24 protein-coding genes are annotated in these 26090 nt (G+C 42.7%); 14 read left to right on the forward strand and 10 right to left on the reverse strand.

The window, feature by feature from the left end; all coding sequences use genetic code 11:
* Nucleotides 1-29 precede the first annotated feature (29 nt).
* The 5 genes from CYCPU_RS0110695 (at nucleotide 30) to CYCPU_RS0110715 (ending at nucleotide 4543) form a co-directional block, all read left to right on the forward strand.
* Entirely contained in the window at nucleotides 30-701 is a 672-nt protein-coding gene (locus CYCPU_RS0110695; protein ID WP_015006875.1) for an alpha/beta hydrolase, read from the forward strand.
* A 199-nt stretch (nucleotides 702-900) separates the two neighbouring features.
* Complete coding sequence (gene cptA / locus CYCPU_RS0110700; protein WP_020162701.1) at nucleotides 901-2595, forward strand: phosphoethanolamine transferase CptA; 1695 nt, start codon at nucleotides 901-903, stop codon at nucleotides 2593-2595.
* Between the two features lie 33 nt (nucleotides 2596-2628).
* Complete coding sequence (locus tag CYCPU_RS0110705; RefSeq protein ID WP_015006877.1) at nucleotides 2629-2988, forward strand: diacylglycerol kinase; 360 nt, start codon at nucleotides 2629-2631, stop codon at nucleotides 2986-2988.
* Nucleotides 2989-3036: 48 nt separating this feature from the next.
* A complete protein-coding gene (locus tag CYCPU_RS0110710; protein WP_020162702.1) occupies nucleotides 3037-3918 on the forward strand; it encodes a LysR substrate-binding domain-containing protein in 882 nt (293 codons plus the stop codon).
* Nucleotides 3919-4027: 109 nt separating this feature from the next.
* Nucleotides 4028-4543, forward strand: coding sequence for a peroxiredoxin (locus tag CYCPU_RS0110715; protein ID WP_020162703.1), 516 nt, complete (start codon nucleotides 4028-4030; stop codon nucleotides 4541-4543).
* A gap of 76 nt (nucleotides 4544-4619) precedes the next feature.
* Here CYCPU_RS0110715 and CYCPU_RS0110720 read toward each other — a convergent pair whose 3' ends face one another.
* The 3 genes from CYCPU_RS0110720 to argH all read right to left on the reverse strand — a co-directional run bounded on the left by CYCPU_RS0110720 (nucleotide 4620) and on the right by argH (nucleotide 9736).
* Nucleotides 4620-7460: a class I adenylate cyclase gene (locus CYCPU_RS0110720; RefSeq protein ID WP_020162704.1), complete on the reverse strand. Its 2841-nt coding sequence runs from the start codon at nucleotides 7458-7460 to the stop codon at nucleotides 4620-4622.
* Between the two features lie 3 nt (nucleotides 7461-7463).
* Nucleotides 7464-8261 (reverse strand): GGDEF domain-containing protein, encoded by a 798-nt coding sequence (locus CYCPU_RS0110725; protein WP_016390868.1) that lies wholly within the window; start codon nucleotides 8259-8261, stop codon nucleotides 7464-7466.
* An 83-nt stretch (nucleotides 8262-8344) separates the two neighbouring features.
* Complete coding sequence (argH, locus tag CYCPU_RS0110730; protein WP_015006882.1) at nucleotides 8345-9736, reverse strand: argininosuccinate lyase; 1392 nt, start codon at nucleotides 9734-9736, stop codon at nucleotides 8345-8347.
* Between the two features lie 91 nt (nucleotides 9737-9827).
* Here argH and CYCPU_RS0110735 point away from each other — a divergent pair, with 91 nt between their 5' ends.
* From CYCPU_RS0110735 to CYCPU_RS0110760, 6 genes are all read left to right on the forward strand, one after another.
* A complete protein-coding gene (locus CYCPU_RS0110735) occupies nucleotides 9828-10883 on the forward strand; it encodes a sensor histidine kinase (protein ID WP_020162705.1) in 1056 nt (351 codons plus the stop codon).
* Nucleotides 10880-11620 (forward strand): LytR/AlgR family response regulator transcription factor, encoded by a 741-nt coding sequence (locus CYCPU_RS0110740; protein ID WP_020162706.1) that lies wholly within the window; start codon nucleotides 10880-10882, stop codon nucleotides 11618-11620. Before CYCPU_RS0110735 ends, CYCPU_RS0110740 begins: the two co-directional genes overlap by 4 nt.
* Before the next feature lie 65 nt (nucleotides 11621-11685).
* Entirely contained in the window at nucleotides 11686-12615 is a 930-nt protein-coding gene (gene hemC / locus CYCPU_RS0110745) for a hydroxymethylbilane synthase (protein WP_020162707.1), read from the forward strand.
* Nucleotides 12605-13348: a uroporphyrinogen-III synthase gene (locus CYCPU_RS0110750; protein ID WP_020162708.1), complete on the forward strand. Its 744-nt coding sequence runs from the start codon at nucleotides 12605-12607 to the stop codon at nucleotides 13346-13348. Before hemC ends, CYCPU_RS0110750 begins: the two co-directional genes overlap by 11 nt.
* A 122-nt stretch (nucleotides 13349-13470) precedes the next feature.
* Nucleotides 13471-14724, forward strand: a complete 1254-nt coding sequence (locus CYCPU_RS0110755) for a uroporphyrinogen-III C-methyltransferase (protein WP_020162709.1) — start codon at nucleotides 13471-13473, stop codon at nucleotides 14722-14724.
* Nucleotides 14725-14735: 11 nt separating this feature from the next.
* Complete coding sequence (locus CYCPU_RS0110760) at nucleotides 14736-15956, forward strand: heme biosynthesis HemY N-terminal domain-containing protein (protein WP_083923791.1); 1221 nt, start codon at nucleotides 14736-14738, stop codon at nucleotides 15954-15956.
* Here the strand turns inward: CYCPU_RS0110760 and ubiD are convergent.
* On the reverse strand, nucleotides 15953-17419 hold the full coding sequence (gene ubiD, locus CYCPU_RS0110765) for a 4-hydroxy-3-polyprenylbenzoate decarboxylase (protein WP_015006889.1): 1467 nt from the start codon (nucleotides 17417-17419) through the stop codon (nucleotides 15953-15955). The genes CYCPU_RS0110760 and ubiD overlap by 4 nt on opposite strands.
* 62 nt (nucleotides 17420-17481) lie before the next feature.
* On the opposite strand from ubiD, the gene CYCPU_RS0110770 reads away from it, so the two are divergent.
* Nucleotides 17482-17712 carry a sulfurtransferase TusA family protein gene (locus CYCPU_RS0110770; RefSeq protein ID WP_020162711.1) on the forward strand — a complete coding sequence of 77 codons (231 nt, stop codon included), beginning with the start codon at nucleotides 17482-17484 and terminating at the stop codon, nucleotides 17710-17712.
* A gap of 70 nt (nucleotides 17713-17782) precedes the next feature.
* Here CYCPU_RS0110770 and CYCPU_RS0110775 read toward each other — a convergent pair whose 3' ends face one another.
* The 4 genes from CYCPU_RS0110775 to CYCPU_RS0110790 form a co-directional block, all read right to left on the reverse strand.
* Nucleotides 17783-18418 carry a TIGR04211 family SH3 domain-containing protein gene (locus tag CYCPU_RS0110775; protein ID WP_020162712.1) on the reverse strand — a complete coding sequence of 212 codons (636 nt, stop codon included), beginning with the start codon at nucleotides 18416-18418 and terminating at the stop codon, nucleotides 17783-17785.
* Nucleotide 18419: 1 nt separating this feature from the next.
* Complete coding sequence (gene prlC / locus CYCPU_RS0110780; RefSeq protein WP_020162713.1) at nucleotides 18420-20495, reverse strand: oligopeptidase A; 2076 nt, start codon at nucleotides 20493-20495, stop codon at nucleotides 18420-18422.
* A gap of 101 nt (nucleotides 20496-20596) precedes the next feature.
* The gene (locus tag CYCPU_RS0110785; protein ID WP_020162714.1) at nucleotides 20597-21535 is read right to left on the reverse strand and encodes a hypothetical protein; all 939 of its coding nucleotides are present in this window, start codon (nucleotides 21533-21535) and stop codon (nucleotides 20597-20599) included.
* Nucleotides 21535-22107 carry a LemA family protein gene (locus CYCPU_RS0110790; RefSeq protein ID WP_015006894.1) on the reverse strand — a complete coding sequence of 191 codons (573 nt, stop codon included), beginning with the start codon at nucleotides 22105-22107 and terminating at the stop codon, nucleotides 21535-21537. The genes CYCPU_RS0110785 and CYCPU_RS0110790 overlap by 1 nt, the downstream gene beginning before the upstream one ends.
* Before the next feature lie 52 nt (nucleotides 22108-22159).
* Between CYCPU_RS0110790 and CYCPU_RS0110795 the strand changes: the two genes are divergently transcribed.
* Both CYCPU_RS0110795 and CYCPU_RS0110800 read left to right on the forward strand, forming a co-directional pair.
* Entirely contained in the window at nucleotides 22160-22696 is a 537-nt protein-coding gene (locus tag CYCPU_RS0110795) for a gamma carbonic anhydrase family protein (protein WP_020162715.1), read from the forward strand.
* A 59-nt stretch (nucleotides 22697-22755) separates the two neighbouring features.
* Nucleotides 22756-23928 (forward strand): EAL and HDOD domain-containing protein, encoded by a 1173-nt coding sequence (locus CYCPU_RS0110800; protein ID WP_016390858.1) that lies wholly within the window; start codon nucleotides 22756-22758, stop codon nucleotides 23926-23928.
* Nucleotides 23929-23959: 31 nt separating this feature from the next.
* On the opposite strand, the gene aroE is transcribed toward CYCPU_RS0110800, so the two are convergent.
* On the reverse strand, nucleotides 23960-24772 hold the full coding sequence (gene aroE / locus CYCPU_RS0110805; protein ID WP_020162716.1) for a shikimate dehydrogenase: 813 nt from the start codon (nucleotides 24770-24772) through the stop codon (nucleotides 23960-23962).
* Nucleotides 24772-25785 carry a porphobilinogen synthase gene (gene hemB, locus CYCPU_RS0110810; RefSeq protein ID WP_016390856.1) on the reverse strand — a complete coding sequence of 338 codons (1014 nt, stop codon included), beginning with the start codon at nucleotides 25783-25785 and terminating at the stop codon, nucleotides 24772-24774. The genes aroE and hemB overlap by 1 nt, the downstream gene beginning before the upstream one ends.
* Between the last annotated feature and the right edge of the window lie 305 nt (nucleotides 25786-26090).

A 26090-nucleotide genomic window follows, 5' to 3' on the forward strand; every position in this document is an offset into this window, starting at 1 on the left:
CTTTCTAGAAACCAATTGAACCTATCGCCATGCTAGCTACCCGACTTCCTGCCATTATCTCAAACCCAAACACACCTATTCGTTGTTCCGTTATTTGGCTACATGGCCTAGGCGCTAATGGCAATGATTTTGCACCCATCGTATCTGAGCTAGGTATTCAAGATGAACTAGGCATACGGTTCGTCTTTCCTCATGCCCCTTCCATCGCGGTAACTATCAACGGCGGCGCTGTCATGCCCGCTTGGTATGACATTACCGAAATGGACTTAATGAAACGTGCCGACAATGCTGGCATTGTATCGTCAAGCAAAACCATTACTGACATGATCAATGACGAAATCGCGACAGGCATTGAGCCTTCAAAAATTGTTATTGCTGGCTTTTCTCAAGGTGGGGTCATCGCTTTTGACGCAGGCCTACGCTTTCCTGAAACGCTTGCAGGCATTATGGCTCTTTCAACCTATATTCCTATGCAAGATACATTGCCAACCGCTGAACAAAGCGGTCACGCTAAGATTCCAATTTTCTATGGGCACGGTGACTTTGATCCTGTGATACCAATTGAACAAGCAGACTCATCACGCCGCTTTCTTGAAGCGTCAGGCTATTGTGTTGACTGGCATGCTTACCCGATGGAACACTCCGTTTGCCCACAAGAAATTCATCACATTAAAGATTGGTTAACAACCGTGCTGTCTTGACAAGCACTGACTTTTTATCAAAAAAAAATTTCCTTCGATAACAGCACAAGCCCAATAAAGACGGAGACCCTCATTCACCCATTTCATTTGGACATCGCCACACTTTCAAACAAAACCCTAATATGATTTCCCCGTTTAAGGCTTCCTTAATATTACGTCACTACAATGCAAACCATGCATCTACTGATATAGGAACCTTATGTCATCAAACTTTAGTTGGAAATCGTTAGGCAAGCTTTACCTGTATTTTTTTTATTTCTCTGGGTTAAGCCAAATCTTAATTTATGCTGCAGGCATGTCAAATACAGTTGGCATACGGCAAGCTTTATTTATATCGACTATTTGGCTGGTTCCCAATTTAATTTGGCCTCAATATACGCGCAAAATTTCAGCCTTTATTGGCCTATTAATTTGGCCTGCCTCTCTAGTTAGCCTCAGTTATTTTTACATCTACGGGCAAGATTTTTCTCAAAGCGTACTTTTCATCATTTTTGAATCAAATGTCTCAGAAAGTAAGGAATTTATAGAATCATACCTTGATTATAAAATCATTCTCTTGGCTATCACTCATGCTCTCACGGGTATCTACTTATGGCGCCAAATAACGCCCGTTTATCTACCTAGATTAAATAAGCTCATTACTATTTGTATTGTTTCACTGATCTTTGGAGGTGGTTTTTTAAAACCCCTCATCGTTTATGGCAAAAGCTGGGATTATTCTATTAAATCATTTCAAGATAAAATTGAGCCTGCGGCACCTTGGAATATGATTGCTGGTTATTTTAAATACACAAAAGTGTTAGACGCAATGAATGAACAGTTGGCGGAAAGCACTCAAATACCGCCTCTAAGTAACCTTGTTTATTCAAATAATAAGCAAACCATGGTGCTTGTCATAGGAGAGTCAACTAACTCACAAAGAATGAGTTTATATGGGTACTCTCGCCACACAACTCCTCTGTTAGATAATATGCAGCACGAATTACTGACATATACCGATGTGATTAGCCCAAGACCTTCTACAATTGAAGCTTTACAACAAGTGCTAACATTCGCCGACCAGAAAAACCCTGATGTTTACTTAACCAAGCCAACTCTAATAAACATGATGCGTCAAGCTGGTTATAAATCGCTTTGGATTACAAACCAACAAACACAAACAAAGCGCAACACCTTATTACTCACCTTCTCCCAGCAAGCAGATGAGCAAGTATATTTAAACAACAACCGTGTTCAAAACTCTAGTCAGCTTGATGATGGTGTCCTAAAGCCATTCAAAAACGCCTTAAGTAATAGTGATGGCCCAACATTTATTGTCGTACACCTACTTGGGACGCACCGTAAATACAATTATCGTTATCCAGAAAGTTTCAAACAATTTACTGGTCGCGCTGGTATGCCAGACTGGGTACCAGATGAACACGCTGAGGAATACAATGATTATGATAACGCTATCTTATTCAATGACTACGTTGTCTCAAGCTTAATTAACATTCTAAAAGAGACCTCAACAAACAGTTCTTTAGTGTATTTCTCAGATCATGGAGAAGAAGTTTACGACACAAAAGATGATTTATTTTGTGGCAGGAATGAAGGCAAACCAACACCCGCAATGTATACCGTCCCTTTTATTGCCTGGCTATCTCCTGAATGGAAAAAAATGCATCCAACCTCTTCAATTCAAAAAACCCTAAACCACCCTTATCAAACGTCTGACTTTATTTATAGTTGGGCTGACTTGGCAGGCATAGATTTCATAGGTAATAACCCGACTAGAAGTATCTTTAATAAACATTTTATTGCTAGGAAACGTATGATTGGTTCACCATTCACCCCAAAGAAAATGATTGATTTTGTTTCTATCTCTCACAAACAAGAACTTACGCTAAATTAACCGTCAAATACTAACTTTTCTTAGGAAACCACCTTGGCCGGACAAAACTTAAAGGGTATACAACGGCTAAAAGCAGCTTGGAGCAACTCGCTGGCAGGAGTAAAGGCATGTTGGGCACATGAAGAAGCCTTTAGACAGGAGGTAGTACTGACTGTACTAGCCACCCCCTTAGCCTTTTATATCACCGAGATACCTACTGAAAGAGCCTTGCTTATCGGTAGTTTGCTACTTCTCCTTATAATAGAATTAATAAATTCTGCAGTCGAAGCAACGGTAGATAGAATCGGGCTCGAGTACCACGAGTTATCTGGAAAGGCTAAAGATATAGCTTCAGCTGCCGTATTATTCGGCAGCTTATTAGTTGCTTTAACCTGGCTTTTAATTCTACTTTAAATACAATAATCTATTGTTAACTCTCTTCTTTCACTAAACATACAAACCATGAACCTTCGGGATTTAAAATACATTGTTGCTGTCGCAGAAACAAAAAGCTTTGTTAAGGCCGCCGAACAATGCTTTGTTAGCCAACCCACGTTGAGCATGCAAATTAAAAAGCTCGAAAATTCATTAAATATTAAAATTTTTGAACGTAACAACAAACATGTTTTAGTCACCGAGATAGGCAAGCAGGTTATTGAAACGGCAAAGCGTATCTTGCAAGATGCTGAACACATCAGCATTTTAGCAAAACATGAACAAGACCCTTTCGCCGGTGATTTTACATTAGGCGCATTTCCTACCATCGCCCCTTATATTCTTCCCAAACTAATTCCACTTATTAAAAAAAAGCTTCCTAACCTGCGTTTAATCTTAGTAGAAGAAAAAACTGACATCTTGCTCCATAAACTAAAAACGGGGCTCATCGATGCAGCACTACTAGCCGGCCCTATCCATGATGAAAGCTTGATCGCAGAAAATTTATTTGATGACGAATTTAAACTCGCTGTGGCAACGAACCATCCGTTAGCCGAACAAACCATCATTAATCCAGATGAATTAACCAATCAACCCTTGCTCTTATTAGACGAAGGGCACTGTCTAAGAGACCAGGCCTTACAGTTTTGCCAGCTCAGCGGTATAGATGAAGAACAAAATGTAAGGGCCACCAGCCTTGAAACATTGAGACAAATGGTCATTGCTGGCACAGGCATTACGTTTATACCTACGATTGCGATTCAAAACAATGATGACAATATTCGCTACATACCTTTTGAAGAACCTAAACCGAAACGCACTATTTATTTAGTCAGCCGACAAACAAACCCACGCACTGAGCTTATAAAACAGCTCAAAAACCTTTGTGTTAACAAAAATCAACTATAGATAATACCTATTAAATTAATAATAACAATTGATTTTACCTGATAAAACATCAAGACTAAACTATCACTTGTAGCGATAAACCAACCATTTAAACCAATAGGAGATATCTATGACACAATTAGTACCTCAGTGCACGTTCAAAACACGCGTAAGAGATACCAGCATTGAAGGTGACAACCCTTTTCGCTGGCAAGACCTCACAACAGATGACATCTTTGCTGGTAAAAAAATTGTTCTTTTTGCATTACCCGGTGCCTTTACACCCACTTGTTCAAGCACCCATCTACCGGGCTTTGAAGCCAAGCATGCAGAGTTAAAAGCAAAAGGTGTTGACGAAGTTTACTGCTTAAGCGTGAATGACGCCTTTACCATGTACCAATGGAGTAAAAACCTTGGTATTAAAAACGTGAAAATGCTACCCGATGGTAATGGTGAGTTCACACGTTTAATGAACATGCTGGTTAAAAAAGAGAACTTGGGCTTCGGTGAGCGTTCTTGGCGCTACGCTATGATCGTTGATGATGGAAAGATCACTGCTTTATTCAGTGAACCAGGAAAAGAAGACAACTGCGCAGATGACCCTTTTACCTGCAGTGATGTTGATACTGTTCTTAAGCAACTTTAAATTAAGCCTTACAAACCCCCAGCCTTTTTAAAGGCTGGGGGCTCATTTCTTTAGTCGTCGTTAATACCTTAAAGCCTTAAACGTTTAGCTTTTTCTCTATGCGTTGCTTGTAATTTAGATAATGAACCATTTGCAGCGCATCATCACTGCTTGCCCCGAGTTCATAATACGGAACATCGATATCAGTAATATATATTGGGTACTTTTCTGCAGATTTTCGTGCCTGCACGATAAACCGCGATACACTGCTATACAGCTGATCACCCTGCTCAAGGCTTGAGAACACTTGATCGTTGCAATAAATATATGTCCCTTTGGTCTGTTCATCATAAACCACCCGAACATTTATCATATCCGGTTCTACCTTATCGGACACGAACACTTGCTTATGCCCCCAATGTTGGCCAATTTTCTCCAGTTTATAACACATTATTTCCGCATCAAAAGCGGTACTACTTAATTGCTCAGCACCCAGTCCTCGGCGATGAAAAACACTATCAATTAATACCCGATACGATTGCAATAATGACGTTTCGTACACAAATGTCTGCTCGTCAAAAAACATCGAACCGTTCTCATCTAAAATATAAACTTGCGCCTTATTATCACCGAGTTGACTGTAATAAAGGTTTGTATGACCTGCCTTATGATGTCTATAAATAACAGGCAGTAAGCCTTTTGGGTCAATTTTATTATCAAAATATACTGGACTAAAAACTGGCTGAGGCCTTGCTAGCTCTTCAAACAAATGATTTTCCGCTACGCCGGTGGCTGTCATTTTGCCATCGTTAACCTGCATAATATAGAACGAGCGAGCCAGCTGAATAACAAAACGTGGTGACACACCATGCGCATATTGTCTAAAAACAATCGCCACTTCTTTAAACAACGCTTGTATTCGCTTAGCGACACTCATCGCTCTGGGCGAGTTATAACTAGCACTGACCAAACGTGGAAGCACTTGTGCAGGACCGAGTGTTTTATGGTCAAAAATATCACAAAAACAATTCATTAGACCGGTTGCTGACTCGTATTTACCAATAATAACTTCGTTCCAGGAATTGCGTAGCAGCATGTCTACCGTATACACCAAGTTCCGCCGCTGAGAGCCAAAACTTAAGGCATCTGACCGCTCACTGGTTAGGTTCACCCCTTTTTCAGTGAAACTACTCATTGAATCTAAACCTGAATTAATCACTAACAGGACATCTGTCACCACTGACTCATGACAATACGCCTTCAAGTGAACCGGTTTTTTTGGCAGCGCATCAAAAAACGACTGGATCGAATGCAGTGTCTGCGCGACTTCGCGTGAACTTATCTGGCTTGCCCCCGGGTTTAAGGCAACCTTTGTTCTGCTACCGACTACGCCATTATCAACACTCCACGCTATCAAGCCAATTAAGCTAGGGGCCTGTCGTATAAATTGCTCATCGCGCCCCTCTCCCAGCCTATTTAATAGCCAGCTTGTTTGCGTATTTTTCACTACCTGCGTTAATACAACTTTAGTTTCAGGCTGTAACAAGGTGTGTTTGATCGTAGAGCGCTCTAATTTACTAGGACGTTTTTCAAACGTCGCGTTAAGCTTTCTTCCTAATAGCAGGAACTCTTCATTATCACGCCTTGATTTTTCGACTCTCTGTTTTGCAAACTTCACCAACAAGCGATAACTGTATGTCAGCTCATGAGTTAAACGCTGTTTTTCTTGTTGTGCTTGGGAAATATTCCAGCCCTTATTGTCCAACGAATGTTTAATGTAATCAGGCAACGGCTGGCATTTAGCCAGCATGTCACTAAAAACACGTTGTCGCCAATCGGGCGTAGCCGCTATACGCGCATGCTCATTAAGCTTGCTGAAAAAACAATACCGCATTAAGTTCAAACGCTCAGGCTCGTCCCTTCCAATGAAGTACGCTTCAAGCACATCATACAAAATAAGGTAAGCATCGAGTTTATTAGCATCTGACTCACCTGCATACACTCGTTCCTTCATTAATAATGCAGCCCAATGAGAACTGGGGTACTGGTCAACATACGATTCCATTAACATCAGCTTTAATAGCGACTTATAAGGCGAGTCGATCGCCTTGTATAAGTGCCAAAATGAGGCCCCTAAAAACTCTTCGGCAGGAACCTTTTCAAGCCCTCCAAAATCAATGACATCATGCTGATCAATAAAGCGCTGCTTTAATAAATTATCAACAAACACTTGATAGTTGTTTTCTTCTGTTGGTGGTACCAGCCACCACACTGGGTAACGACCAGCAACATACAAGGCGGTACGGTAAAACTCTTCTAATAATAAATGATGCTGCGTACTGCCACTGCTTTCTGAGGACAAGGGCGTTGCTTCACCTTGTTTAAATTTTTCCGCATTCATCAAAAAGAAATGCACTTCAAGGCCTAGCGTTGTTGCCCACTTTTCAATACTACTGGCTTTTTCTTGCAACAGCGCCAAGGCGCTCGTTGATAAAGTTGGCGCATAGCACAGCCATAAATCCATATCACTGTCTTTAACATATGCAATACTGCCAACACTCCCCATCAAAAAAATGGACTCAATGCCGAAAGCACGTTTGGCTCGTTTGCTATAAACAAAGCCTTTACCCAACTTTTTAGCTTTATCAATGGAAAGCTTATCTGGCGAATAATCAGCAATACCGGCAGGCGTTTCGCTGGACACATAACCGGGCAACACAGGGTGATTAACGTGAAATAACAACGGTAATAATTCTAAGAATATTTTCTGCCGAGGGGTAACAGCATCTATAGCCCGTTGCATTTTTAACTTATGAAGGTTTAAAAATCGCTGCTTGACTACTTTTAAATCTTTCTTACTAATATCACCATTCGGGCCGACAAGGCTGATGCATTTTAAATGACGCCCCTGAACAGGTTTTTTTACTGAACCAACCATCCGCTACATGACTGCCGTCAGATCGATATCATCTCGTAGTGCTTGTAACATTGCCTGAGTCGTATCCCCTTTTGACCATTCGGTTAGCCCAACCGAAAAAGAAACTGGGCGGCCATCACCTTTGGCAAACAAGGACAAATGCGGCTCTTCATTAAATTTTTTTAACAATGAAGCAGCAGATTGATAATTGGTCTCGGGCAGTATCACCAGAAAGGTATGAGGATCCAGCATGCCAATTTGATCGGCCCAGCGCAGCTGGTCTTTAAGAAAATAAGCAATGCGTTTGACGCAACGCGAGAATAGTTGGCTATCCATTTGATCTGGAAAAAAATAACTGATTCTTAACAACGATAACGGGTTATCGTAACGACGACTACGACTAATATGCCCATCCAGCATTTCAACAATCACATCATTACTCATCATCCCAGTTGTTGGGTCTTTTAAGTTTAAGCCAGACAAATCATCCTGTAGTCGTCTGCACTCATTACCAATAATGACTAAGTCCGTACAATCATGAAAAAAGTAGATATCGTACTCAGGCGTCTTGATATGTTCGCGTCTGAGCCACCGTTGCTGAGTTTGCTGCGGCGGCACAGGAAAGGGGTTACCGGCGCTCAGTAACAAAGAAGTCAACTCACTACTTTTGAACGTCGTACTATCTTGTATTTCTTCTTGTTGAAGCAAAGATAACAGGTAAGGGTTAAGCCATTGAACGCCTTGCTCATTCATTACCAACACACCAAAATCTGCAACGTCTAGTGCTTGCTGTCCCCACCCTCCTGACAATGAATCAAACATCTTTTAGCTAAAAGTTACTGTTATTAGTCGTACCCTAAGTATTGCTGATTTTTTCAAAAATACTGTTTTTTCTTAGCTTTTCTTCATTCTGCTAACAACGTCTTTGCATCCATTATTGCTTGGCGTACTTGATTTGGCGCTGTTCCACCCAAATGGTTTCGCGCACACACAGAGCCCTCTAGGGTCAGCACCTGAAAGACATCATCGCCGATGTCTTGTGAAAAGCCCTGCAACTCGTCAAGCGACAACTCCGATAAATCACGGCCCGTTTCAGTTCCTAAGCGCACTGCCAACCCTACAATTTCGTGTGCATCTCTAAATGCAATGCCTTTACCTACCAAGTAATCTGCCAAATCTGTTGCTGTGGAAAAGCCTTGTTTAGCGGCCTTCAGCATCGATGCTTTTACTGGCTTAATATTCGGCACCATATCGGCAAACGCACGCAAAGACCCTAAAACCGTATCGACGGTATCAAACAACGGCTCTTTATCTTCTTGGTTATCTTTGTTGTAGGCTAAGGGTTGGGACTTCATCAGCGTTAACAACGACACCAAGTGACCGTTTACGCGCCCTGTTTTACCGCGCACCAATTCAGGCACATCGGGGTTTTTCTTTTGCGGCATGATCGATGAACCGGTACAAAACGCGTCTGGCAAATCAACAAAATTAAATTGCGCGCTCGTCCATAAAACAATTTCTTCTGAAAAGCGAGATAAGTGCGTCATCAACAAGGCAGAGGCCGCACAAAATTCTATTGCAAAATCACGGTCACTAACACCATCTAAAGAATTGGCTGACGGGCGAGAAAAACCCAACAATTCTGCCGTCATAAAGCGGTCAATCGGGTAACTCGTTCCGGCTAACGCGGCTGACCCCAGCGGCATAACATTAACCCGTTTTGCACAATCTGCAAACCGTTCGGCATCACGCTTTAGCATTTCAAACCACGCCATTAAGTGATGCCCAAAGGTGACCGGTTGCGCCACTTGTAGGTGTGTAAAGCCAGGCATAATCGTATCAGTATGCTGTTCGGCCAAACTGACCAGACCTTGTTGTAAACGCTTCAACTCTGATTGAATCATCCCTAGCTGGTCACGCAAAAACAAACGAATATCTGTCGCCACCTGATCATTACGTGAACGCCCTGTATGCAGCTTTTTACCTGCCATACCGATACGTTCGGTTAACGCCGCCTCAATGTTCATGTGCACATCTTCCAATGCAACAGACCATTCAAACTCACCCGCTTGAATACAGCTTAAGATATCCGCTAAGCCTTCCTCTATCTGCTGACATTCTTGCTCAGTTAGAATCCCCACCTTGGTCAACATTTTGGCGTGAGCGACTGAGCCTTGAATATCATACGGTGCTAGACGTTGATCAAAATCAACGGAGGCTGTAAATGCCTGAACAAAGGCGTCGGTGCTTTCAGTGAAGCGGCCGCCCCACAATTTATTTTGTTTATCTAGTGACATGTCTTTAGCTACAAAAGTGAATTTTCGCCTAGTATATCACTTAAGAATCGCTTACTTTAGAACGAATAGAACATAGGCTAGCACTTCCAGCATGGACAAAAGTTCTCTCACACAACAAGCTTATTTTTTGCCGGACATGTGTCTTGCTAAGAATGTCCTGTATCTCACGCTTATTTCTCAATTACTGGCCATTATTCTTGCCTTAAATACCAGCTTTATAAGTGGTGACTTTTGGGTAGCGCTTAGTTTAAATGCCTTGTTTATTTTATGGGTTGCCTTTACATGCGCTGCTATTTTTTGCGCTTTGAAAGAAAAAATAAACCGTTGTTCTTCAACCCAGATATGTCTTCTGATGTTTTTCACCATCAACCTTACAACCTTGTTCATTACCTGGGTCATCTCTTTTTTATTACCCCAGCTAGACCTATTTGCAAGTTCCCCAAATAGCTACCTTAGTATCTATTTAAGAAATACGGGTATCAGTATTATCTTTAGCCTTATTTTATTACGCTTTCTATACATTCAATTTCAATGGCGCAGACAAATAAAGGCAGAAGCCGATGCACAACTTGATGCATTACAGGCCCGTATTCGACCACATTTTTTATTTAATAGCCTAAATACCATTGCCAGCCTAACGCGAATAGACCCACCCTTGGCTGAGTCGCTGACAGAAGACTTAGCTGAATTATTTCGAGCTAATATGCAAACCTCTAAACGACTGATTCCTTTTAGCCAAGAACTTGCTTTCATTCAACAATATTTAAATATCGAGCAAACCCGTTTAGGTGATCGGTTAACCATACGGTTAGATATTTCAAACATCCCAAGCGATGCCCTCATCCCGCCGTTAAGCATTCAACCTATCATTGAAAATGCCGTTTACCATGGTATTGAAACGGTCGGTGACGGCGGCGAGCTGAATATTTCTGGCAGTATGGAAAAAAGTATTATTCGTTTACTCGTCAAAAACCCTATTGGCAATGAACACGCATCAAAGGAGCGAGGCGGAAACAAGATGGCCTTGCATAATATCCGCCTTCGAATGGAGCAATGCTTCCCAGGGCAAAGCCAGTTACTGGTCAGCTCAAGCGATTTAGAATTCCAGACCCAACTTAAATTTCCATACCAAAAGTCCCTCTTATGAAAATCTTAATTGCAGATGATGAACCACTGGCAAGGCAACGTTTAAAAAGACTAGTCGATGCAATTAGCAGCCACCACACTGTCTATGCCGATGCCAGTAATGGGGTTGACGCATTAAAGCAATGCATTGATATTCAACCTGAGCTGGCTTTACTGGATATTCGCATGCCAAAAATGGATGGTTTGCAAACCGCTACTGAAATAGCAAACGCTCAATTAAAAACACGGGTAGTCTTTGTCACCGCCTACGACGAATACGCTATTGAGGCTTTTGATAAAAATGCCATTGATTATTTGCTTAAGCCGGTTAAACAAGCTCGATTAGATCAAGCCATTGATAAAGCAGCGCAATACATGGCGCAGCCCATCGATATCAAACAAGCCGCGCCATTATTATCACGACCACGCCAACACCTTTGCGCTCATACACATCATGGCCTTAAAGTCCTGAACGTCAACGATATCTTATTCTTCAAAGCTGACCATAAATACGTTCTCGCGTCGACTGCAACAGAGTCGATATTAATCGAAGACTCGCTGAAATTACTGGAGGAAGAATTCGGCACACAATTCTTTCGCATTCATCGTAATGCCCTGGTTAATACAACTGCCATACACGCTATTACAAAATCTGCCTCGGGCCAATTCGAGCTGCAGCTTAAAGGCTATAAAGACACCTTGAGCATCAGTCGACGACACCAAGCCGAATTAAACCGTTTTCTGCGACAGAAAGACTGAGTCTCCTTAAACATGTCGTCACCGGCTGATATAATCCGTCTATCTCACAACCCTTTGTTACCGTCATGTCTCTGATTAAAATCGCAACTCGCAAAAGCCCATTAGCCCTTTGGCAAGCTGAACACGTCGCTAAATTGCTAAAAGCATCACACCCTTCACTTGAAATTGAGTTGGTTAAAATGGTCACCCAAGGTGACAAAATTCTTGACACCCCCTTAGCAAAAATTGGTGGTAAAGGCCTTTTTATTAAAGAGCTTGAGCAGGGAATGCTAAATGGTGATGCAGACCTCGCCGTTCACTCGATGAAAGATGTACCCGCTCAAGTACCAGAGGGCTTTGAAATTGGCGCTATTTTGTCACGTGAAGACCCTCGGGATGCCTTTGTTTCCAACGCCTACTCAAGCATTAACGATTTACCCATAGGCGCTGTTGTTGGCACCTCAAGTCTTAGGCGTCAGAGCCAGCTACTTAAAATGCGCCCTGACTTACACATCAAATCACTTCGAGGAAACGTAAATAGTCGCCTGCAAAAGTTAGATAACGGCGATTATGATGCCATTATTCTTGCTGCAGCGGGTCTGATTCGCCTTGGCTTTGAGAACAGAATAAAAATGCCCCTTCCGGTTAACACATTGTTGGCGGCTATTGGCCAAGGCGCTATCGGCATAGAATGTAGGCAGGGCGACACGGCAACACTAGCGCTCATTGAATGCTTACATGACAAGCCTACAGCTATTCGTGTGCAGGCCGAACGCGCCATGAATTTCACACTGGAAGGTGGGTGCCAAGCCCCCATCGCGGGGCACGCAAGGATTAAAGGTGATATTTTACGCCTACATGGTTTGGTCGCAGAACCTGATGGCAGTGTAATGATCACTGAACAACTAGAAGGCCCCCTTGAGGATGCAGAAAAGATTGGCGTTACCGTTGCTAACCGTCTCTTAGCTGCCGGTGCTAAGGAGATTCTAGACAAACTGTACGATCATGCAGAGTAATGAAAAAACTGTCTTAGTCACGCGGCCGGCCCATCAATCAGATCACCTATGTGGCCTGTTAACGGCAGCAGGCTTTACACCAATTCGCTACCCAACCATAGCGATTCAAGCTGTTGAAAATACAGCGCATATTAGCAACACTTTATACCAGCATAGTAACTACGATTACCTGATTTTTATCAGTGCAAATGCAGTTATACAGGCCGATCGCCTAATAGATCATCAATGGCAAAAAACACCTTCTGGCATGATTGCCATTGGGCCTAAAACAGCCGACACGCTGGACCAACTCGGTTTAAAACCTGCCATTACTGCCGCTAAACCCTTTAATTCTGAGCGCCTACTTACACAGCTTCCAAGCGACCTTAAGCAAAAAAAAGGGCTCATCATTAAAGGCAAAGGAGGCCGTACTTTATTGGCTGAACAACTACAAAAACGCGGCATGACCGTTGATACTCTTGACGTATACCAACGCACATTACCTAATAATTACAAGACAAGCCACAACAAGAAACCCGCCTACATCACTATCACTAGTCAACTGGCCTTAGACAACCTATTTCTAATCCCGCCAAGGCCTATTGATGAGCTTAAACAACAGTGTACTTTCGTGGTCTTTAGCGAACGACTTGCCCGCTACGCCAGCAGTCTTGACTGCCAACATCTGCTCATTAGTCATGGGGCTAGCGATAAAGGCTTAGTCTCTGCCATCAACCAAGACAAAAAACGCTAACAAATTTTTTTAAGCATCGTAGCTGTTTCGGCGCTATACTGAAGAGGACCATAACTGACTTTACAACCATTAGGCTCTATGTATTGAAATGACCTAATCTTTATCACTCACGGATATCTGTCATGAATGACTCATCAAAACAGGAAGCGCACACTGAAGACAAACCTAACCCTAAGGCAAGCAGTAAGCAGCCTGAAAAGGTAGTGGCAAAGACATCATCTACTAATCAGCCCAAACAAAAATCAAGAAGTGCGATTGCTTGGCTGGCCATTTTTTTAGTTATTCTGGCCACCATGGCTGGGTACCTCGCCTTTAAGCAACTCACTCAACACATTAGTCAACTGTCGAGCAGCATCGACGCACTTAAAAACGACACGTCCGGAGCTTCAAACGAACTCCAATCTAAAACCCGTCAAGTTAGCAATCAGTTATCAGACCTTAACTCACACGTTGAGCAGCTCGAGCAGTCGGCAGATGAAAGGATCACTTTATTACAACAACAAGTCGGCAAAAATAGGCGTCAATGGCTTATTGCTGAAGCTGAGTATTTAGTGAGTGTGGCCAATACCCGCTTACAATTAGCCGGAGACGTTGATACCGCCATTGTTGCTCTACAGACCGCTGATCAACGACTTAAAGAAAATGGCGACCCCCTAACATTTGCCATTCGTCAACAAATAGCAAAAGAAATAAACCTTCTCAACAGTACCGTCTTACCAGATACGGTAGGTCTTTCGTCGCAACTTTTGGCCCTAGAAGACGCCGTTTCTAACATGGGTATTAAAGCGCCTCATGCCGGTACCGCTCAAGCACCTGAAATTGGTAAAGGTGATACCTCCCCTATTCCAGAAAATATTCAAGACACCCTTAACGATGCTTGGGAGAGCTTCAGTAAATTAATCGTCGTTCGGCGCAGCGATAAACCTTTAGCCGCGTTGATGACACCAGAGCGCATTGAACTGATTAGAAAAAATTTAGCCTTAAAGCTTGAATCAGCCAGGCTAGCCTTAATTAACCAGCAACAAGCCCTTTACACTGCGAACATCGCCATTGCTAAAACTTGGCTAGGTGATTACTTTGATCATAACAACCCTGCTGTAAAAACGGCCCTTAAGCAACTTGATAAGCTTGAAAATACAGTCATCAAAGCTGAGCTTCCCTCTATTGCCTTATCGTTAAAGATGCTGCGCGATTTGCCCCTATTAAGCATGTCAGCCGAAGACAGTACCGCCCCTTCAATCACTATTACTACCCCTGCTTCCATAGAAAAAAAGGATCTCAGCTCACAGCCACCAGCTGAAGAACCAGCCCCCCTCGCAATAGACAATAACATGCCAACTTCGGCAGCTCCGGAACCTACTAAAGCAGAGCAATAGAGGCAAGCACTATGAAACTAATACTTCTTCTCATACTCGCTCTAGTCATCGCTAGTGGACTTGCTTATCAGGTACATCTGGAACCTGGATACGCCCTTTTAACTTATGGGCACGTATCCATTGAGACGTCTCTGGCAGTCCTGTTGTTTGTTACATTGATTATTTTCATTGGTTTTTATTTCTCTTTAAGAGCCCTGCTCACTCTTAAACGTAGTCCCAAAAGCATCAGCAGATGGAACCAAAAACGTAAAACGACCCGCTCACAAAAAGAAATTAATAAGGGCCTGATTAATTCTGCCGAAGGCAATTGGCAGCGCTCTGAAAAACTCTTAGTCAAGCATGCTGAACAAAGTGACACCCCTTTACTGAACTACCTTAGCGCCGCCCATGCCGCCCAGTCTCAAGGCGCTTATAATCGCCGAGATGAATATTTATTTAAGGCAGGCAAGACGTTGCCCGACCAAATACATGCCATTCAACTAACACGTGCTAAGTTACAACTCGCCGCTGGTCAATTTGAACAGGCGCTTGCCACACTGCAACAGCTAAGAACAGCAACACCTAGCCACCCTATTGTTTTAACGTTGTTAATGAAAACACATCTACAGTTAAACGAGTGGGAAGCTCTTTATCATTTACTACCATCAATAAAAAACAACCGAAAAATTGCTTCACAAGAGTGGCTACCGGTTGAAGAAAAAGTGTTAACACAGTTATTTTCAAACAACCTTGAGTCTGGCCAATTAACGCTTAGTATGATTTGGAAGGCACTCGACAAAAAACAGAAGCTAAACCCTCGTTACCTGATCGCTTACACTTCTCAACTGATTCGCACAGGCGATAATGCCACCGCTGAAGAGCTATTGATTAAGGGCCTAAATGCACAAGCAAACCCTGACTTACTGGCTCGGTATATGCAATTAACTATTCCAGCAGAAAAAAAACAGCAGCAGCTAGAAAAATGGTTACGAAAACATGGGGCCAGCAGCGAATTTTTTAATGCACTGGCGCAACTTTGCATAGAGCAAGAGCATTGGAGCAAAGCTAAATCATACCTAGACGACAGTATTTCACTGCAACCGTCTAGCTTAGCCTATCTGCTATTAGGCCAAGTGCAAGAACAGTTAGGCGACCCTAATAACGAGGCAAGCGCCCACTATAAAACGGGGCTTGAGCTGAGCATAAACGCAAACAAACTAAACCTGGCTCCATCAACAAGCCAATCCAGCTAATCTAGCCCTAAGGTTGACCATAGTTCGTCAATCTTAAGCTTAACCGGTACGCTCATTTCAATCGGCTTACCCCATTCTCGCGTGGTTTCCCCTGGCCATTTATTTGTCGCATCCAAACCCATTTTTGAACCTAAGCCAGAAACTGGCGACGCAAAATCTAAATAATCAATCGGCGTGTTTTCAATCAACGTCGTATCTCTGGATGGATCAACACGTGTGGTCATGGCCCAAATAACTGATTCCCAATCACGAATATCCACATCATCATCCGTCACAATAACAAACTTGGTATACATAAATTGCCGTAAAAATGACCAAATACCAAACATGATTCGTTTTGCATGCCCTGGGTATTGCTTTTTAATGCTGACTATCGCCATCCGATAAGAACAGCCTTCTGGTGGTAAGTAAAAGTCTTGAATTTCAGGAAATTGTTTTTTTAAAATCGGCACAAATACTTCATTCAACGAAACACCCAAAATAGCAGGCTCATCAGGTGGCTTGCCCGTATAGGTTGAATGATAGATAGGGTTTTTACGATGCGTTATTTTTTCAATCGTAAAAACAGGAAAGCGTTCAACTTCATTGTAGTAGCCTGTGTGGTCACCAAACGGCCCTTCATCTGCCATTTCATCAGGGTATAAATAGCCCTCCAGAACAATCTCAGCACTAGAAGGAACTTGTAGATCATGCGTTAAGCAATCTGCAATTTCTGTTTTAGAACCACGTAATAACCCTGCAAATGCATATTCTGATAACGCATCCGGCACAGGCGTTACCGCCGCCAAAATGGTGGCAGGGTCAGCGCCCAACACAACGGCTATTGGAAAGGGCTCCCCTGGGTGCTCTGCTTGCCATGCTTTAAAATCTAGCGCTCCGCCTCTATGCGCTAACCACCGCATAATGACTTTATTGCGCCCAATCACCTGTTGGCGATAAATACCTAGGTTCTGCCGTTTTGCTAATGGCCCCTTAGTAATGACTAATGGCCACGTAATCAGTGGCCCCGCATCATCAGGCCAACATGTTTGAATCGGAAAATCAGCCAAATTAACAGCCTCTCCTTCAATAACAACCTGCTGGCACACGGGTTTTTTAACCACCTTTGGCGCCATATTAAGTACTTGCTTATAAACCGGTAATTTTGCCCAAGCATCCTTTACACCTTCTGGTGGCTCAGGTTCTTTAAGTGCTGCCAGCACTTCACCGACATCCCTTAATGCACTAACAGTATCTTGCCCCATCCCTAAAGCAACCCGTTTCGGCGTTCCGAATAAATTAGCTAAAACCGGTATCGAATAACCTTTAGGGTTTTCAAATAGTATTGCTGGTCCTTCCTGTTTCAACACCCGGTCACATATCTCTGTCATCTCAAGATGAGGGTCAACCTCTTGATTGACTCGCTTTAACTCACCTAACTGTTCAAGTTTTGAGATAAAATCACGTAAATCCTTATAATCCATACTTACTTTAGACTGTTCATTATGATGAGATTATAAAGTAACACCAATATAAAAACTAAGATATGAAATACGATATAACACTGGATGCGAAAGGCTTAAACTGCCCGCTACCGTTATTAAGACTCAAGCAACAGCTTCAAAAATCTAGCCCGGGCGACATTATTAAAATGTTAGCAACCGACCCTGCCTCTCATCTTGATGTTGGCGTGTTTATTGATAAATCAAAGCATCAAATGTTAAGACATGAACGCGATGATGATATTCAATGCTTTTACATTAAAGTGGCCGATTAATAGAACTACTGCTTACATCACCAAAATGCAACAAAGGCGCTAATCAAAGCGCCTTTGTTGTTGGAAATGCTTAAATTCTAAACCCACCATGCCGTTTCAGCTGACGGGCATCTTGAAATTTTATACCCAGATACACGCCAATAAGCATACTAAGAACCAATAACAACAGACTTAGTCCTGTAAAAGAAAAGCTGACTGGCTCATTATCTGTTGGTGGCACCGTTTTTGTCACATTGTCTACCAACTGGCGTTGCTCATTCTCTTGCTGTAGCTGTTGAATAGTCTTTTTCGCCTTAGCCAACGCCTCTTGTAGTTCTTCAGTGATACGTTGATCGTTCTTTTGCTCATTCGGCACAACCTCTTCAGTCGGCTGATTTAATTTCGTTAATGTCGCTTCTGCACGATCTAACTTTTCTTGAAGCTGCCTGTATTTACTTTGAAGTGAAAGCAGCCTAACCTTTGCCGGCTTTTCTTCTGATAAAAACCGTTTTTCAACCCACCCCGTTTCACCACCCACCAACTGCACTTTTACAAAGCCCTTAGCCTCACCTATTAATTCAACAGGTGTGCCACTTGGGAGTAACTGTGTAGGTTGTTCACTATTATTAGGTTCAGCATACATGCCAGCTAATAATTTATCGGTTATATGTGCTGCATTCGCCATGGCTGGCAAAAACAACAGCAAAAAGAAAACGTGCTTTAACATCTTATGCTGCAATGCCTGAATGCTTCAAGAGAGCATCTATTGTTGGCTTTCTTCCTCTAAACGCTGTAAATAATTCAAGCGCATCATCGCTCCCTCCCTTTTCTAAAATGTTGTGTAAAAAAGAACGCCCTGTTTGCTCATCAAAGATTCCTTTTTCTTCAAACAACGAAAAAGCATCGCTAGATAGAACCTCCGCCCACTTATAACTGTAATAGCCTGCCGCATAACCTCCTGCAAAAATATGTGAAAAGCTATTCGGAAAACGATTAAATTCTGGTGTTTTAACAACACTAACATCCGCTCTAACTTGTTCCAACACATCATAAATTTGCGAATCGTTTGTTGCGTCATATTCCAAATGAATTCGAAAATCAAATATTGAAAACTCAATCTGCCTCACCATCTGCATACCCGACTGAAAGTTCTTCGCTGCCAACATTTTTTCAAATATTTCCTGTGGCAGTACCTCACCCGTTTTATAGTGACCAGAAATTAACGGCATTACCTCTGCTTGCCAGCACCAGTTTTCCATAAACTGGCTAGGTAACTCAACGGCATCCCATTCCACACCATGTATGCCGGACACACTTAAGTAATCAACTTGTGTCAGCATATGGTGCAAGCCATGTCCAAACTCATGAAAGAGCGTTTCTACTTCGCCATGAGTTAGCAACGATGGGTCTTCACCGATAGGTGGGGTGAAATTACACGTTAGATACGCAACCGGCGTTTGCACCCCGTCTTTCTTTTTAAAACGGGTCACGCACTCATCCATCCAGGCCCCTCCTCGCTTATGCGGACGAGCAAAAAGATCAATAAAGAACCGACCTCGGTGAACACCTTTTTCATCCGTAATGGAAAAAAGCTGCACATCTTTATGCCAGGTATTAACGTCTTTTACTTCTGAAATATTAAGCCCATACAGTTTCTCAACCACCTTAAACATCCCTGTTAATACACGATTTGCAGGAAAATATGGCTTCACTTCTTCTTGAGAAAACTGATACCTCTCTTGACGTAGCTTTTCTGAATAATAAGCGACATCCCACGATTCAACAGCACCTTTATGTCCTTGCTTAGCAGCGAAGTCACATAAGGTCGCATAATCTTTTTTAGCCATTGGCAAAGAGCTATCGGCCAATTGATTTAAAAATGTCAGTACATCCTCAGGCTTATCGGCCATTTTGGTGGCCAACGATAAATGAGCATAACTTTTGTAACCTAACAATTGTGCCTTTTCATGTCGCAAGCCCACGATGTCTTTCATCAACTGTGAATTATCCCAGCTTTCTTTGCCAGTTCCTTGATCAGACGCCCTTGTTACAAAAGCATGATGTATGGCATAGCGTAACTCACGGTTATCTGCATACGTCATAATTGCCATATAGCACGGGAACTCTAACGTCAGCATCCAACCGTCTTGATCCTTTTGCTGCGCTGTTTGACGGAGTAGATCCATCGCCGATGCGGGCAAGCCTTGCAAATCAGCCTCATCTGTCACCAATTGGCTCCAATCATTGGTGGCATCCATTAAATTTTCTTCAAATTGGTTCGTTAATGTCGACAATTGCTGCGATATATCCATATAACGTTGTTTTTTATCACTCGGCAAAGCCACCCCCGACAACTCAAAGTCGCGCAACGCATTATCAATAATCTTTTTTTGTGCCGTGCTCAATACCTTATACTCAGCCCCTTTTTTAATCGAAAGATAAGCAAGGTAGAGCTCTTTATTTTGGCCAATTTCTGTTGAGTATTCGCTGAGCTTAGGTAAACAATTAGAATACGCTTCACGCCACTCGTCATTGTTCATCACCGAGTTTAAGTGACTGACTGGCGACCACACTCGGTTTAAATAATCATCCATCAATTCAATCGGGTGCACCAGGTTTTCCCAACTGTATTCTTTGCCCCCCTCAAGCAAAGAAGTTATTTCTCTTTTGTTTTTTGCTAGCACCTCATTAATAGCTGGCTCAATATCGGCTGCAGTTATTTCACTAAAGTGCGGAAGCTCAAATTCTTCTAATAAAGGGTTTGTCATATTTTTATACAGTTGAAAAATAAAGTATTTTCGCATGCTTCAGTGCAGCTTCCAAGCCTCAACACTTTGCATAACGAATACTTAAACTAAGAAGCCTAGCTGACTGCCAAAGAAAATCGACACTGGTCTTTAGAAAACTAGCCCATACGCACATTCATCATCCACAGCGCCACCCCACTTATCGCAAAAAACAAACACAGCGACACCCAAGATTTATATTGAAACCTCGCGGTAAGCACTGCCTCATTTTTTGTTGAAATTAAAAATGGTTTACGGCTACTCATTGGTCTTTCAATTATATGCTCAACAGGTCCACGATGCTGACGGGCTAACTCCTCTGCCAACTGGTGTTTTGCAATAAGAACAGCCTTTTCCCACTCCGCTGAATCAATGTGCCCATCGCGGTCTTCATCAAAACGGTTTAATAGCATCCGCGGGTTGCTTTTCCATTGCCTTAATATCGCCGCTAAAGACTCATCCTTTGTTGGCAACGCCAGTTCCTTAAACGACTTAAAGTCACCAAGAACATACAATTGATCACCTTCATGAATGCGTTTTTCGCTATAACGGTATCGCTTAGCAAGAGCAAACGCACTTGAACTAAAGCCTTTTGGACCTGTGGTTGGAAAAGGTGAACTGCCATACCAAGTATCAGAAACCGAATGGATTACTTCAGCATCATCTGGGTTAACAATTGCCCGCCCCGTTTTACCATGCAGAGAAAACACGCCGTCACTAATACCAGTTTCAAAAAGGCTCCAACTGGTACGGCTACGCCCCCGCACATAATGCGACTGTTTCTCTTCTACTTTATACCAATACCAAACACAGCTTTGCTTCGTTAAGGGCGCAATAATAGGCTCGCCAGGTAATAATCTAGCGATGCCAGCAAACTCGTTATAACCTTGTGATGCCGACCTGATCAGTGCCGTCGGCGTGTCCTGCATAATGCGATAACGCCACAAATAACGAAAATAAAAATATAGGCAGGCCAAGGAAATTAGGCATGTAGCAATAAAATATACCCAAAACTCATCAGCCGGCAAGCGTTCAATGGCCTCTGCCCACTCATTCATTATTCAAATAATTTTTTAACATTAACATCGGCCGTTTGTGACGCTTCAAACTCTAATAAATCAAAATCATTAAAGTTAAAGAATTTTGCTATCAATACATCTGGAAATTGCTCAATACGGACATTATTTAAATTCACGCTTTCATTATAAAATTCACGTCGGTCCGCGATGTTATTCTCTAGCTGACTTATTCTATTTTGCAGCTCTTTAAACGACTCATTTGCTTTTAGTTCAGGGTAGGCTTCGGCAACGGCAAATAGGTTCATGAGACCTTGCCGCATCTGTGTTTCCGCCTTCCCTAATGCCGCCACATCTGACTCGCCTAGGGCATTTGAAACGCCCGAGCGCGCCAACATAACTTTTTCCAAGGTGTCTTGCTCATGTTTCATGTATTGCCGACACGTTTCAACCAATTTTGGTAACTCATCATGTCGCTGCTTAAGCAACACATCAATGTTTGACCACGCTTTTGATACGCTATGTTTCAAGCTCACTAAGCTGTTATACAACGCTATTCCATAGCCCACTAAGACAACAATAACGGCCAATGCCATAAATCCTGATACACTCATGTCTTTCTCCCTTTAACAAATACTCACTAAAGTATAGAACAGGAAATCGCACATGCACGTTAAATCTTTTGACTCTAAAACACCGCGAACTGAAGACTCTACCTTTATCCACGATACCGCCGTTGTTATTGGCGACGTTGAACTTGCTGCCGATGTGTCTATTTGGCCATTAGCCGTTGTTCGTGGCGACATTCATAGTATTAAAATTGGTCGTCGTTCTAATATTCAAGATGGTAGCGTTATACACGTTACCCATGCCAGTGACTTTAACCCAGGGGGCTACCCTGTTGTGATTGGAGAAGACGTAACCGTTGGGCATAAGGTGACACTGCATGGCTGCACCATTGGTAATCGTTGCCTGATTGGAATGGGCGCTATTGTGATGGATGGCGCTATCGTCAATGACCAAGTGATAATTGGTGCTGGGAGTCTTGTCCCTCCGGGAAAGGTATTAGAAAGTGGCTATTTATATATTGGCTCTCCAGTCAAAAAAGCTCGGCCCATTAATGAAAAAGAAGCCCAGTTTTTAGCCTATTCACCGCAGAACTATGTTCGATTGAAAAATAAATACCTTAACGAGGCAACCTAATGCGTTTCTTCAACTAAACTGAAAGGTATCATTCATTCATTATCCTAAGGGCTACTGTCATGCGTCATTTCTCGTTTGCTCGACAACCCATACTAAACCGCTCCTTAGAGCTTCACGCCTATGAATTTTTGTATCGCCCGATTGAAGATGAAAAGCAACAAACACATTCTCTTACTGCTGAGGTTATCGCTTCTTCTGCCTTAGACTTAGGGTTACAAAAAGCAGCAAACAACCACTTTGTTTTTATCAATATATCGTATGAAGATTTATTTAGCCCTCTGATTGAAGCTCTGCCTTCTGAGCAAGTTATCTTAGAGTTATTAGAAGACATTCAACCTGACGCTAGTCTTATCGAAAGAGCTCAAGAGCTTTCAGAAAAGGGATTTACTTTCGCTCTTGATGACTTCGTGTACAGCCCAAAATGGGACCCTTTAATCGAATTAGCCTCTATTATTAAGTTTGATTTAACCCTCACCTCCATCGAGGTCAACAAAGCCTTAATTGAAAAACTCCAACCTTGTGCTATACAATTTTTAGCTGAAAAAATAGAGACCTTCGACGACTTCAATGCCTATAAGCAAATAGGCTGCGAGCTATTTCAGGGATATTTCTTTTCAAGACCAGAGTTAATAAAAGGGCGTACTGTTAGCGCTAGCACGTTTGCTATCATCCAACTTCTAGCCCATGTTAACCAGGTGGACATTTCAATGTCTGAACTCGAAAGCACCATTGAAAAGGACCCTAATCTTACCCATATGCTTTTAAAGTATTTAAACTCTGCCAGCTTCTCGTTCAAAAACCCCATTGAACGAATTAAACAAGCCATTGTTATCTTAGGTATTGATGAAACAAAGAAGTGGGCGACATTAATTAGCTTGCGCAGCATCCCTTCTAAACCCTTAGAGCTTATAAAGCATGCCTTAGTACGTGCTAAATTGGCAGAAAACATTGCCGTAAAGAACGACAAAGCACACCCAAACAGCTATTTTCTAATGGGGCTGCTGTCTACATTGGATGCCTTATTAGACATGACAATGAAGGAGGCCGTTAAACCCCTACCCTTGAAAAGTGAGATTATAGACGCCTTAGTTGAACAAAAAGGTGAGATGGGTGAGGTCTTAAAAATAATCATTAAACATGAGCAGCAACTTAATTGGCCCATAGGTGATAACTATTCAAACGACTATTTAAAAGCATGCCAATGGGCTGATGATGCTAGCTCATCCATTTAACTTTACAAGCTCAACAGCATTTCAATGCGCTTTACTTTAGCCCCTTTAAGACGGCTGAAGTCTCAGGCATAACTCCACGCCAAAGATGAAACGCATGCGCTGCTTGCTCGACTAACATACCCCGACCATCCACTGATAAGCGGGCGCCTTCTTGCATACCCCAACACACAAATGCTGTCGGCTGCTCACTATACGCCAAATCATAGCAAACCCCGTTCGGCGACAATAAGCCATTTGCTATCTCAGGCAAAGAACCACTTAAACTGGCCGATGTCGCATTAATGATCAAATCAAATTGCTTTCCTGCTAAGTCTTCATAACTTGAAGACTGAATTCGGCCCAATGAAGAAAATAAAACTTCCATTGCTTTTGCTTTTGAGACAGTTCTATTAGCCAAATAAAGTTGCCTAGGCTTTGCCTCGAGCAACGGCCCTAGTATTCCACGAGATGCTCCGCCAGCACCCAACACAAGGACTCGCTGATCATCTATCTCCACCCCTAAATTTGTGCAAAGGTCAGTTAACAGCCCTATACCATCGGTATTATCACCTAATAAAGAACCATCGTCTAAACGCTTAATCGTATTAACCGCCCCACTAAATTTAGCGCGCTGTGTTAATTGGTCTACTGCTTCATATGCGAGCTCTTTCAAAGGTACGGTGCAATTAACACCTTTTCCACCAGCCTTAAAAAAATCAGCAAGCGCTTCATTAAACACGTCGGGCTTCACTTCCTGCGCCTCATAGCTTAATTGCTGCCCAGTCTGATCAGCAAACTGTCGGTGAATAATAGGTGATAAACTGTGCCCAATGGGAAACCCAAATACTGCGTAGCGATCCGTCATTATTTTTCTTCCGTTAGCCAGCGTGCCACATCTTTTGCAAAGTAAGTTAAAACACCCTGCGCACCTGCCCGTTTAAATGCCAGTAAAGACTCTAAAACAACCGCTCGCTCCTCAAGCCAAGCATTTTGCACCGCTGCCTTTATCATTGCGTACTCCCCACTCACCTGATAAGCAAATACGGGGGTGTCAAACGATTCAGCCACCCGACGAACAATATCTAGGTAGGGCATGCCTGGCTTGACCATTACCATGTCAGCACCTTCTTCAATATCTAAGCCGACTTCAATCAATGCCTCATCGGTATTTGCACAGTCCATTTGATAACTGTACTTATTGCCTGCTCCTAACTGAGCCGCAGAACCCACTGCATCCCTAAACGGGCCATAAAAACTGGACGCATATTTCGCCGAATAGGCCAAAATTTTAGTATTCGTATAGCCCTCTACCTCCAGTGCTTCGCGGATTGCACCCACACGACCATCCATCATATCTGAGGGTGCCACCACATCAGCCCCCGCTTCTGCATGGGACAAGGCTTGTTTTACCAACACCTCCACCGTGTCATCGTTTAACACATAACCAGTATCGTCAATCAACCCATCCTGACCATGTGTTGTAAAAGGGTCTAAGGCGACATCGGTAATAACACCTAGCTCCGGCAATGCAGCCTTTAACGCCCGAACTGCTCTTTGCGCCAAACCTTGCGGGTTCCACGCTTCCTCTGCTGAACTTGTTTTAACACTCGCGGGCGTCACAGGAAATAAGGCAATCGCAGGCACCCCTAGTGTCACGAGTTCACGCGCTTCGTCCACCAACAAATCAATACTAAGTCGCTCAACACCCGGCATAGAATCGATTGTTTGACGTTGGCTCTCGCCCTCAATCACAAATACGGGGTAAATCAGATCATCCGTTGTTAACACTGTTTCACGCATTAAACGGCGACTAAACTGGCTTGATCGCATACGTCGTTGCCTTCTGACTAGAATCGAGTTTGTTTTATTGATCTTCATTTTACCCACCATTTCAAGCTATAATCATTTTTGACATTTTAACGACTTAGTCGACAAAACACTGTAGAAAAATTAAACTGATCGACTATACTTTTTACAAACACAGATCAAAGGCCGCTTAATTAAACACCTAATAAACTTTAATTAAGTATTGTATCTTGCCCGACAATGCCTACACTAGCGTCTTTTTACAACCCCTGCCACCAGAGAGGGGCAATGACGATAAATGAAGCTGCAATAGGACAAGAAAATAATCTATTCCAGGGGATAACCCGGCACTACAAAATAAGAACAGGATATAGACA

This window comes from Cycloclasticus pugetii PS-1 (assembly GCF_000384415.1).
Lineage (GTDB): Bacteria > Pseudomonadota > Gammaproteobacteria > Methylococcales > Cycloclasticaceae > Cycloclasticus > Cycloclasticus pugetii.

Excerpts from the sequence above, each read along its gene's own strand:
- argH (WP_015006882.1), bottom strand. The coding sequence starts at position 9,736 with ATGTCACTAGATAAACAAAATAAATTGTGGGGCGGCCGCTTCACTGAA.
- aroE (WP_020162716.1), bottom strand. The coding sequence starts at position 24,772 with ATGACGGATCGCTACGCAGTATTTGGGTTTCCCATTGGGCACAGTTTA.
- CYCPU_RS0110795 (WP_020162715.1), top strand. The coding sequence starts at position 22,160 with ATGCACGTTAAATCTTTTGACTCTAAAACACCGCGAACTGAAGACTCT.
- CYCPU_RS0110695 (WP_015006875.1), top strand. The coding sequence starts at position 30 with ATGCTAGCTACCCGACTTCCTGCCATTATCTCAAACCCAAACACACCT.
- CYCPU_RS0110735 (WP_020162705.1), top strand. The coding sequence starts at position 9,828 with ATGGACAAAAGTTCTCTCACACAACAAGCTTATTTTTTGCCGGACATG.
- CYCPU_RS0110785 (WP_020162714.1), bottom strand. The coding sequence starts at position 21,535 with ATGAATGAGTGGGCAGAGGCCATTGAACGCTTGCCGGCTGATGAGTTT.
- CYCPU_RS0110750 (WP_020162708.1), top strand. The coding sequence starts at position 12,605 with ATGCAGAGTAATGAAAAAACTGTCTTAGTCACGCGGCCGGCCCATCAA.
- ubiD (WP_015006889.1), bottom strand. The coding sequence starts at position 17,419 with ATGGATTATAAGGATTTACGTGATTTTATCTCAAAACTTGAACAGTTA.
- CYCPU_RS0110790 (WP_015006894.1), bottom strand. The coding sequence starts at position 22,107 with ATGAGTGTATCAGGATTTATGGCATTGGCCGTTATTGTTGTCTTAGTG.
- CYCPU_RS0110720 (WP_020162704.1), bottom strand. The coding sequence starts at position 7,460 with ATGGTTGGTTCAGTAAAAAAACCTGTTCAGGGGCGTCATTTAAAATGC.
- CYCPU_RS0110755 (WP_020162709.1), top strand. The coding sequence starts at position 13,471 with ATGAATGACTCATCAAAACAGGAAGCGCACACTGAAGACAAACCTAAC.
- CYCPU_RS0110775 (WP_020162712.1), bottom strand. The coding sequence starts at position 18,418 with ATGTTAAAGCACGTTTTCTTTTTGCTGTTGTTTTTGCCAGCCATGGCG.
- CYCPU_RS0110740 (WP_020162706.1), top strand. The coding sequence starts at position 10,880 with ATGAAAATCTTAATTGCAGATGATGAACCACTGGCAAGGCAACGTTTA.
- hemB (WP_016390856.1), bottom strand. The coding sequence starts at position 25,785 with ATGAAGATCAATAAAACAAACTCGATTCTAGTCAGAAGGCAACGACGT.
- CYCPU_RS0110770 (WP_020162711.1), top strand. The coding sequence starts at position 17,482 with ATGAAATACGATATAACACTGGATGCGAAAGGCTTAAACTGCCCGCTA.
- CYCPU_RS0110715 (WP_020162703.1), top strand. The coding sequence starts at position 4,028 with ATGACACAATTAGTACCTCAGTGCACGTTCAAAACACGCGTAAGAGAT.
- CYCPU_RS0110710 (WP_020162702.1), top strand. The coding sequence starts at position 3,037 with ATGAACCTTCGGGATTTAAAATACATTGTTGCTGTCGCAGAAACAAAA.
- hemC (WP_020162707.1), top strand. The coding sequence starts at position 11,686 with ATGTCTCTGATTAAAATCGCAACTCGCAAAAGCCCATTAGCCCTTTGG.
- CYCPU_RS0110725 (WP_016390868.1), bottom strand. The coding sequence starts at position 8,261 with ATGTTTGATTCATTGTCAGGAGGGTGGGGACAGCAAGCACTAGACGTT.
- cptA (WP_020162701.1), top strand. The coding sequence starts at position 901 with ATGTCATCAAACTTTAGTTGGAAATCGTTAGGCAAGCTTTACCTGTAT.
- CYCPU_RS0110800 (WP_016390858.1), top strand. The coding sequence starts at position 22,756 with ATGCGTCATTTCTCGTTTGCTCGACAACCCATACTAAACCGCTCCTTA.
- CYCPU_RS0110760 (WP_083923791.1), top strand. The coding sequence starts at position 14,736 with ATGAAACTAATACTTCTTCTCATACTCGCTCTAGTCATCGCTAGTGGA.
- prlC (WP_020162713.1), bottom strand. The coding sequence starts at position 20,495 with ATGCGAAAATACTTTATTTTTCAACTGTATAAAAATATGACAAACCCT.